The organism is Phenylobacterium sp. (assembly GCF_004799395.1).
Classification (GTDB): domain Bacteria; phylum Pseudomonadota; class Alphaproteobacteria; order Caulobacterales; family Caulobacteraceae; genus Phenylobacterium.
Genome location: NZ_SSMZ01000293.1, coordinates 1 through 7,791, shown reverse-complemented (window position 1 = coordinate 7,791; position 7,791 = coordinate 1). Strand labels below are relative to the sequence as shown.

Annotated in this window: 12 protein-coding genes; 10 read left to right on the top strand and 2 right to left on the bottom strand. The window is 68.4% G+C overall.

Features of this window, described 5'->3' with window-relative positions; genetic code table 11:
- Both E8A12_RS19035 and E8A12_RS19030 read left to right on the top strand, forming a co-directional pair.
- The coding region (locus tag E8A12_RS19035) for a hypothetical protein (RefSeq protein WP_293371741.1) at positions 1-182 on the top strand (182 nt) is incomplete at its 5' end.
- Positions 183-245: 63 nt separating this feature from the next.
- Positions 246-890: a DUF4142 domain-containing protein gene (locus tag E8A12_RS19030; RefSeq protein WP_293371739.1), complete on the top strand. Its 645-nt coding sequence runs from the start codon at positions 246-248 to the stop codon at positions 888-890.
- 57 nt (positions 891-947) lie between these two features.
- On the opposite strand, the gene E8A12_RS19025 is transcribed toward E8A12_RS19030, so the two are convergent.
- Complete coding sequence (locus tag E8A12_RS19025) at positions 948-1,307, bottom strand: hypothetical protein (protein WP_293371737.1); 360 nt, start codon at positions 1,305-1,307, stop codon at positions 948-950.
- Positions 1,308-1,309: 2 nt separating this feature from the next.
- Positions 1,310-1,525, bottom strand: a complete 216-nt coding sequence (locus tag E8A12_RS19020) for a hypothetical protein (RefSeq protein ID WP_293371735.1) — start codon at positions 1,523-1,525, stop codon at positions 1,310-1,312.
- Positions 1,526-1,837: 312 nt separating this feature from the next.
- On the opposite strand from E8A12_RS19020, the gene E8A12_RS19015 reads away from it, so the two are divergent.
- From E8A12_RS19015 to E8A12_RS18980, 8 genes are all read left to right on the top strand, one after another.
- Positions 1,838-2,047 carry a cold-shock protein gene (locus E8A12_RS19015; protein WP_293371733.1) on the top strand — a complete coding sequence of 70 codons (210 nt, stop codon included), beginning with the start codon at positions 1,838-1,840 and terminating at the stop codon, positions 2,045-2,047.
- Between the two features lie 182 nt (positions 2,048-2,229).
- Positions 2,230-3,906 carry a M28 family metallopeptidase gene (locus E8A12_RS19010; protein WP_293371731.1) on the top strand — a complete coding sequence of 559 codons (1,677 nt, stop codon included), beginning with the start codon at positions 2,230-2,232 and terminating at the stop codon, positions 3,904-3,906.
- Between the two features lie 95 nt (positions 3,907-4,001).
- The gene (locus E8A12_RS19005; protein WP_293371729.1) at positions 4,002-4,616 is read left to right on the top strand and encodes a hypothetical protein; all 615 of its coding nucleotides are present in this window, start codon (positions 4,002-4,004) and stop codon (positions 4,614-4,616) included.
- A gap of 77 nt (positions 4,617-4,693) precedes the next feature.
- Positions 4,694-5,476, top strand: coding sequence for a site-2 protease family protein (locus E8A12_RS19000; RefSeq protein ID WP_293371727.1), 783 nt, complete (start codon positions 4,694-4,696; stop codon positions 5,474-5,476).
- Between the two features lie 4 nt (positions 5,477-5,480).
- Positions 5,481-5,969, top strand: a complete 489-nt coding sequence (locus E8A12_RS18995) for a hypothetical protein (protein WP_293371725.1) — start codon at positions 5,481-5,483, stop codon at positions 5,967-5,969.
- Between the two features lie 111 nt (positions 5,970-6,080).
- Positions 6,081-6,707, top strand: a complete 627-nt coding sequence (locus E8A12_RS18990) for a peptidylprolyl isomerase (protein ID WP_293371723.1) — start codon at positions 6,081-6,083, stop codon at positions 6,705-6,707.
- Between the two features lie 2 nt (positions 6,708-6,709).
- A complete protein-coding gene (locus tag E8A12_RS18985; protein WP_293371721.1) occupies positions 6,710-7,285 on the top strand; it encodes a hypothetical protein in 576 nt (191 codons plus the stop codon).
- 171 nt (positions 7,286-7,456) lie between these two features.
- Positions 7,457-7,750 (top strand): UrcA family protein, encoded by a 294-nt coding sequence (locus E8A12_RS18980; RefSeq protein WP_293371719.1) that lies wholly within the window; start codon positions 7,457-7,459, stop codon positions 7,748-7,750.
- Positions 7,751-7,791: the final 41 nt, after the last annotated feature.

Here is a 7,791-nt window from a genome sequence, read left to right as displayed (position 1 = left end):
CGACCGACCCGGCCCTGGCGTTGCGCCTGACCAGCGCCGCCCTGGCCGTGGAGCCGGAAAACCCCGCCGCGCTGGCCACGCGCAGACATGCGCTGGAGAAGCTGCTCGCCGCCTCGAAGAACTCCAACGAGAGCGGCTGGCTGCGCGCGGGCCTGAACAGGGTCGAGGCGGCGCAGAAGTAGCCTGGAACCAAGCCCGGCGGCGCGGTTTCTGTCTCCCACGCAACCCACGGGAGACCCCGAGCCATGAAACACGCCCTGTTCCTCAGCACCGCCGCCGTGGCCGCGCTGTCCCTCGCCGCCTGCAACAAGCCGGCGAGCACCACCGCCGACAATGCGGCCAGCGCCACCAGCAACGCCGCGTCGGACGCCGCCTCGACCACAGGCGCAGCGGTCAACAAGGCCGAGGACGCCACGGGCGCCGCGGTCGGGGCCACGTCGGCCAGCACCCTCGGCTCACACGACACCGCCGCCTTCGTGTCCAACGCCAGCCAGTCGGACATGTACGAGGTCCAGGCCGCCAAGATCGCCGAGCAGCGGTCGAAGAACCCCCAGATCCAGGCCTTCGCCAAGATGATGGTCAAGGATCACACCAAGAGCACCGACCTGATGAAGCCGCTGGTCCAGGCCGCCGGCCAGGCGCCCGCCGACAAGCTCGACGACCGCCGGCAGGGCTTCATCGACCACTTGAACAAGGCCAGCGATGCGGACTTCGACAAGACCTACGTCGACCAGCAGGTCGCCGCGCACAAGGAAGCCTTGGACCTGATGAAGGGCTACGCAAAGGACGGCTCGGACGCCGGCCTCAAGGACGGCGCCGCCAAGATCGCGCCCACCGTCCAGATGCACCTCGACAAGGTCACCGCCCTCCAGGCGTCGCTGAAGGGGTAGGGATTCGCGGAGCGCCCTCTCCTCACCCGTAGGGCGAGGGCCGGCCCGACACCGAACCTAAGCCGCCGCCACCGGCTCTTTCTTCACGGCCTTCTTGCGGGTCGCCTTGACCTTGACAGGAGGCGCCGCGGCGGCCGCGCCGCGGACGAAGCTGGTGTCGCCGCGGTCGAGGTTCGACTGCACGACCCCGCCGGCCTCGACGGCCACGCCCAGGTAGTGCATGCCGTCAGGGCCGAAGGAGATGTCGGCGGTGGCGACCTTGGGGTCGCGCTTCAGTTCGGAGACGTCGCGCAGGGTCATGCGCAGCGTCATGGCCTTGCGGGCCACGCCATCGGCCTCTGCGGCCTCGATGGAGTGACGGGCCTCTTCGGCGGCGGAGCCGCGGCGGCGGGCGGGTTTTTCGGAGGAGCTGCTCATCTTCAGGCGTCCGCAAAGAAGCCGTGTTCGCCGCTGACCCGCACCTGGCAGGGGCGACCCTGGTCCTGGAGGGCCCGAGCGCGCTTGTTGGCGGCGGCCTTGGCCTCCTCCTTCTCTGAGGTGTGATCGGAGAAGATTCCCAGATGTTCGACGGCCCAGCGGCCTTCATGGCGCGCCACGGTAAGGGTTTCGCGCTCTGCCGCGCCTCGAATGGCCATGGGGGGGAAAGATCCTTCTAAGCACGGCGCGCGCGCCGCGAGCCCGGGACGGTTATCGAGAGGTCAGGAACCAAGTTTTCTACATGTAAACCCTCTCCGCGTCTCGCCTTATCGGCGAAAACCGGCCGAATTTCCTTGCCTTTGTCGCAAGACAATGGGATATGGGGCCATCGAATATCGTTTTGGCTCGCCTGCTCTCCATCCCCGATTTTGCGATCGGGCGCCGGAACCGCCCTCGACCCTCTCCGAAAATTTGATCTCGCCGCCCATCGTGGGCGCGTGAATACTTAAGACCCCGGAAGGGATACTGATATGGCGACTGGTGTCGTGAAGTGGTTTAACGGCCAAAAAGGCTTTGGTTTCATTCAGCCGGATGACGGCGGTCAAGACGTGTTCGTGCACATCTCGGCCGTTGAACGGGCGAACATGTCCTCGCTGAACGAGGGTCAAAAGATCAGCTACGAGCTGGAAAAGGACCCCCGCAATGGCAAGACGTCCGCGGGCCAGCTGCAAAGCGCCTAAGGACTGACGCCGGCGCCTTCGGCGCCGCGGAAACGGATCGGGGTCGGCGCTGCAAAGCGCCGGCCCTTTTCTTTTGGGCGCTCCCAAAAACTGGCCGGATCTGTCCCCCTCCCCGCAAGGGGGAGAGGGCTCTTAGCGCCAAGCAAACTGGCAGCCATGAAATTTATGACTAGGGTTGCGTCATGCGCATCCTTTCACTTGCCCTCGCCGCCGCCCTGACGCTCGCGGGGTCCGCCTTCGCCCAACCCGCCAGGATCGACACTGGCCCAATCTCCCCAGCTAGGCTCTCGGCCGACGTTAGGGTCCTCGCCGACTCCAAGCTCGCCGGCCGCGCGCCCGGCGGCCCGGGAGAGGCCGGCACACTCGCCTATGTCGTCTCCCAGTTCAAAGCCGCCGGGCTTCAGCCGGCCGGCGACAGCGGCGGCTGGACCCAGGCCGTGCCCCTGGTCCGCTTTACCGTCGACCCCGCCGCGACGCACTTCTCCGTCACCTCCGGCGGCAAGACCCGTGACCTCGCCGAGACCAAGGACGTGATGATCTGGTCCCAGCGGCCGGTTCCGCGCGTCCAGGTCGAGCACGCGCCCCTAGTCTTCGTCGGCTACGGCGTCACCGCGCCGGAACGCAAGTGGGACGACTTCAAGGGCGTCGACCTGAAGGGCAAGATCGCCGTCGTGCTGATCAACGACCCCGACTTCGAAGCCCTGCCGACCGACCCGGTGGCCGGCAAGTTCGGCGGCAAGGCGGCCACCTACTATGGCCGCTGGATCTACAAGTTCGAGGAAGCCGCCCGCAAAGGCGCCCTGGGCTGCCTGATCGTCCACGAGACCGCCGGCGCGGCCTACGGCTGGTCGACGGTGGTGGCTTCCAACGGCGACAGCTACGACGTGGTCCGCCCCGACCCGGCCAAGGTCCATCCGCTTCTCCAGGGCTGGATCCAGCGCGACCTGGCCGTGGACCTCTTCAAACAGGCCGGTCTCGACTTCGAGGCCGAGAAGATCCGTGCACGAACCTACGGGTTCAAACCCGTCGAACTGAAGGGCGCGACCTTCTCCGCCGACTACGCCATCAAGTCGCAGCGGATCATGAGCCACAACGTCCTGGCCCAGATTCCCGGAACCACTCGGCCGCAGGAGAGCGTCATGTTCGCCGCCCACTGGGACGCCTTCGGCCAGGGCCCGCCCGACGCCACGGGCGACACCGTGCGTCACGGCGCGGCCGACGACGGCATCGGGGTCGCGGGCGTTCTGGAGATCGCGCGCGCCTTCGCCAAGGGTCCGAAGCCGCAGCGCTCCGTGGTGTTCGGCGTCTGGACTGCGGAAGAGCGCGGCCTCCTGGGCAGCGAATATTACGCCACGCACCCCAAGTTCCCGCTGGCCACCACCGCTGGCAACTTCACCATGGACGTGGTCGAGACCGCCGGGCCCAGCCACGACCTGGTGCTGGTGGGCTCCGGCAAGGACAGCCTGGAAGGCGATATGGCCAAGGCCGCCGCCCGCCAGCACCGCACCATCACCCCCGACCCGCATCCAGAGAAGGCGCTGTTCTACCGCGCCGACCACTTCAGCGTCGCCAAGCGCGGCGTGCCGACGGTGCTGATCATGGGCATGGCCGGCGGCCCCGACCTGGTCGACGGCGGCCGCGAGGCCGGCGAGCGCTGGGTCAACGACTACACCGCCAAGTGCTACCACCAGGTCTGCGACGACTGGAGCGCCGCCTGGGACCTGCGCGGCGCCGCCCAGGATATCGACCTTCTCTACGAGGTCGGCCACGACCTCGCCAATTCCACGCACTGGCCCACCTGGAACGCCGACTCCGAGTTCAAGGCCACGCGGGCGGCGACGGCGGCGCAGCGGAAGTAGCCCGCTGCGGGACAGCCAAGTTGACGCTAAGGTCAAGGCTTCCTATTCCACGCGTGAACGGCGTTCAGCTTGCACGCCGGCAAAGGGAAAAGCCCATGAACAGGACCGCCGTTACGGCGCTCGCCGCGCTCACCCTCTCCGCCACGGCCGCGCTCTCCCAACCGCCGGCGACCCCGCCGACGCCCACGGTGGTGCGCGGCGCCGTCACCGCCATAACCGACACCTCAATTACCGTGAAGACCGACAAGGGCCCGCAGACCATCGCCCTGGCCCCCAGCTGGTCCGTCGCCGTGACCAAGGCGGTGGACATCGACGCCATCCAGCCCGGCAGCTTCATCGGCACCTCCGAAATGCCCAACAAGGACGGGGCCAGCGGCAAGTCGCTGGAAGTCCACGTCTTCCCGCCCGGCGTGAAGATGGGCGAGGGCCACTACGGCTGGGACCTGAAGCCCGGTTCGATGATGACCAACGGCACCGTCGGCACGGTGGTGGCCGGCAAGAAGGGCAGCCGCGAGCTGGACGTCGACTACTCCTACGGCAAGCGCCACATCACCGTGCCGGCTAACGTGCCGGTCGTGCAGATCGGCCAGGGAAAGCGCGAGATGGTCAAGGTGGGCGTGCCGGTCTTCATGGTCGTCGGCAAAACGCCGAACGGCATGGTGACCAACTCGGTTTCGATCGGGGAGAACGGCGCCAAGCCGCCGATGTAGCGACCGAAGGCCTGCTGAATTCCACTCAGCCCCGCCCAGACGGGGATGCGCGGGGGAGATGTGCTAGGCACGGCGGCATGACCGAGCCCACGCCCGCTGCCCCGCCGCCCAAGCCGAACCCCTTCGTCGGCCCGGGCATCCTCCTCGTCTGGCTGGCGCTCGGCGCCTGGCTGATCCGGCAGCCCAGCGGCGCTGCGGTCTTCGCCTTCGTCATGGTGGGCTGGGTCCTGTCGGTGATGGTCCATGAGTTCAGCCATGCGGCGGTCGCCTGGCTCGGCGGCGACCGCACAGTGACCGAGAAGGGCTATCTGTCCTTCGATCCGCGCCGGTATGGCGACCTGGGCGTCAGCCTGGTGCTGCCGCTCTTGGCGCTGGCCATGGGCGGCGTCGGCTTCCCGGGCGGGGCCGTCTATATCCGCAACGACCTGATCCGGAACCGGCCGTGGCGCGCGGCGGCGTCGTTGGCGGGGCCGGCCGCAACCCTGATCGTTCTGCTGGCCATCGCCTTTGGCCTGTCGTTCTGGGCCGGATGGGGCGTGCGGGCGCCAGGCCCCGTCGCCCTGTTCGAGGCCCTCACGGTGCTGGGCTTCCTGCAGGCCATGGGCCTGATCCTCAACCTGCTGCCGATCCCCGGCCTCGACGGCTTCGGAGCAATCCGCCCGTTCCTGCCGGCCGGCCTCGCGCCGCAGATCCGCAAAGTCGAAGGGCTGGTCATGGTGGGGCTGCTGCTGGTGATCTTCTGGGTCCCGGGGGCCAGCGCAGTCCTGTTCCGAGCCGCGGCTTCGCTCAGCCTCGCGCTCGGCCTCGACCTCGACGCCCTGCAGGGCGGCTGGCGCGCCTTCCACTTCTGGCAGCGTTGACGCCGTGCGCCGCGCAGCGATCCTTGCGATGATCGTCTTCGGCGCGGCCCCGGCCCTGGCCGATCCGCGCCTGACCGAGCCCCAGGTCCGCGCCCTGGCGGAGCGCCAGTCGCACGCCTGGAACGCTGGCGACCTCGCCGCCTATTTCGCCACCTTCACGCCGGCCGCCCGCTTTACCGACCAGGCGCTGGGCAACGACAACAAGATCGTCCCCTACGGCGTCAGCACGCTCACCCAGGCCCGCGAGCAAAGCCGCAAGACCCTGGCCAGCGGCAAGGTGCGCGAGACCCTGACCCTCGGCCAAGTGACGTTGGCCGCCGATCGGCGCACGGCTCAGCTCGCGGCGGACGCGGTCACCGAAATCTCCGGGCCCGGCGCCCCGCGCCGGGTGTGCGCCAAACGCACCGAGACCTTCGCGCTCACCCCGGCGGGCCTGCGCGCCACGGGCCAGACCGACACCATCGTGCGTTGCCGCAGCGGCGCCATCGGGTAAGTTCGCCCCATGTTTCTTCGCCGCACACTCCTCGCCCTTGCCACCGCCGCGAGCCTCGCCCCGCTTCTGGGCGCAGGCGCAGCTCGCGCTCAATCCCCGACCGATCCCCGCGTGGTCATCACCACCACCGAGGGCGTGATCACCGTCGAGCTCTATCCTGACAAGGCGCCGATCACCGTGGCCAACTTCCTGAGGTACGTCGACCGCAGGCTCTATGACGGGACGACCTTCTACCGGGCGTCCAAGCCGCGGGGCCAGGTGGCCAACGACTACGGCGCCATCCAGGGCGGCCTGCGCGACGACGTGAAGAAGAAGCTGCCGCCTATCGCCCACGAAAGCACGCTGAAGACCGGCATCAAGCACACCGACGGCGCCATCTCCATGGGCCGCTATGCGCCGGGCACCGCCCAGGCCGACTGGGTCATCTGCATCGGCGACATGACCTATCTCGACGCCACCGCCACCGATCCCGGCTTCGCCGCCTTCGGGCGGATGATCGATGGCAAGCCGGTCGCCGAGGCGATCCTCGGCAAGCCCACCGATCCCAACGCCGGGGTCGGCGCCATGAAGGGCGAGATCCTGCTCCACCCGGTGAAGATCGTCTCCATCCGCCGCGCCCCGCCGCCGGACCCCGCCGCCGCCGCGTCCACAGTCGCGCCGGCGTCGACACCGGCCGCGCCGGCCGCTACGACGGCCCCGCCCACGCCCGCGCCAGCCTCCGCGGCTCCGAAAGCCTGATCATGACCGCCGTCTCTAAGCTTCAAATCGGCGTCGATGTGCCGTGGGTGACCAGCTGGTCGGAGGAGCCGATGCTCGGCGTCGGCCCCTGCCCCAGCGTCGACGGCGCCATCGCCGTGGCCCAGGCCGAGAAGCCCGGCGCCGGCCGACCGCTCTACTCCCGCAACCATCTCTTCCGTCAGCGCAAGTCGGTGCGCGAGATGCTCTGCCCCATGTGCGGCAAGCCTACCGCCAACGGAGACCGCTGGTGCCAGACCGGCCGCTGGACCACCGCCGCCGAGGTCCGCGCCCGCAACATGGGGGTCTGGCTGCCGACCGGCCTGGACGACGCGCACCGCTTGTTCGACGCCGGCGCCATCGCCCCCTTGCACCGTGCCTGCGCCGAGCGCGCGCTCACCCACTGCCCGCACTTGAAAGCCATGCCCGACCACGAGTTGAAGGCGTTCCCCGACGGCTGGGTCATCGCCACCCTCGCCGTCGAGGCGCGGCCCGCCGCCAACTTCACCAACGTGCCCCAGAAGCCCGTCGTGGCGATCGCCTTCCTGCAGCTGATCGGCCTGCCGGACTACGGGGGCTGAACATTACAACTCTTTCAGAACATTACACGGAGTTTAGTTAATTAAAGCGGGTTAACTTTGTGAATTCGAGGTCATTACGCAGACTTCATGGGACTTGAGCAGTGTCCCCAAGTATTCCCTCTTCATCGGCGGCAAGCGCCGCCAACCACTTTGAAGAGGAAGACCTGAGCCATGAAGACCTCCGCCGCCTCCCGCATCGCCGGCCTCGCCACCCTGGCCCTGGCCGTCCTGCCAATCGCCGCGCTGACCACCGCCGCCCATGCCGGCGAGCACGTCCACACCGGTGATCTGAACATGGCCAGCGCCGCCGACCGTGCGACCTTCGAACAACGCGTCGACCACGCCGCCAACAAATTTTGCAACACGGAACGCAACCTGACGAACAAGGCCGCCTGCAAGGCGGGCGTCCACACCGAAGCCGATGAGAAGGCCGCCGCGGCGGTGCAATTCGCCTCGCGCATCTAAGCGCAATCTCCATGCGTACATGGAGTGTGAGGGCCCTCCCC

Bases quoted from the DNA above. Each gene is read 5' to 3' on its own strand.
- E8A12_RS19010 (WP_293371731.1), top strand. From the start codon at position 2,230: ATGCGCATCCTTTCACTTGCCCTCGCCGCCGCCCTGACGCTCGCGGGG.
- E8A12_RS19000 (WP_293371727.1), top strand. From the start codon at position 4,694: ATGACCGAGCCCACGCCCGCTGCCCCGCCGCCCAAGCCGAACCCCTTC.
- E8A12_RS19025 (WP_293371737.1), bottom strand. From the start codon at position 1,307: ATGAGCAGCTCCTCCGAAAAACCCGCCCGCCGCCGCGGCTCCGCCGCC.
- E8A12_RS19005 (WP_293371729.1), top strand. From the start codon at position 4,002: ATGAACAGGACCGCCGTTACGGCGCTCGCCGCGCTCACCCTCTCCGCC.
- E8A12_RS19015 (WP_293371733.1), top strand. From the start codon at position 1,838: ATGGCGACTGGTGTCGTGAAGTGGTTTAACGGCCAAAAAGGCTTTGGT.
- E8A12_RS18985 (WP_293371721.1), top strand. From the start codon at position 6,710: ATGACCGCCGTCTCTAAGCTTCAAATCGGCGTCGATGTGCCGTGGGTG.
- E8A12_RS19030 (WP_293371739.1), top strand. From the start codon at position 246: ATGAAACACGCCCTGTTCCTCAGCACCGCCGCCGTGGCCGCGCTGTCC.
- E8A12_RS18980 (WP_293371719.1), top strand. From the start codon at position 7,457: ATGAAGACCTCCGCCGCCTCCCGCATCGCCGGCCTCGCCACCCTGGCC.
- E8A12_RS19020 (WP_293371735.1), bottom strand. From the start codon at position 1,525: ATGGCCATTCGAGGCGCGGCAGAGCGCGAAACCCTTACCGTGGCGCGC.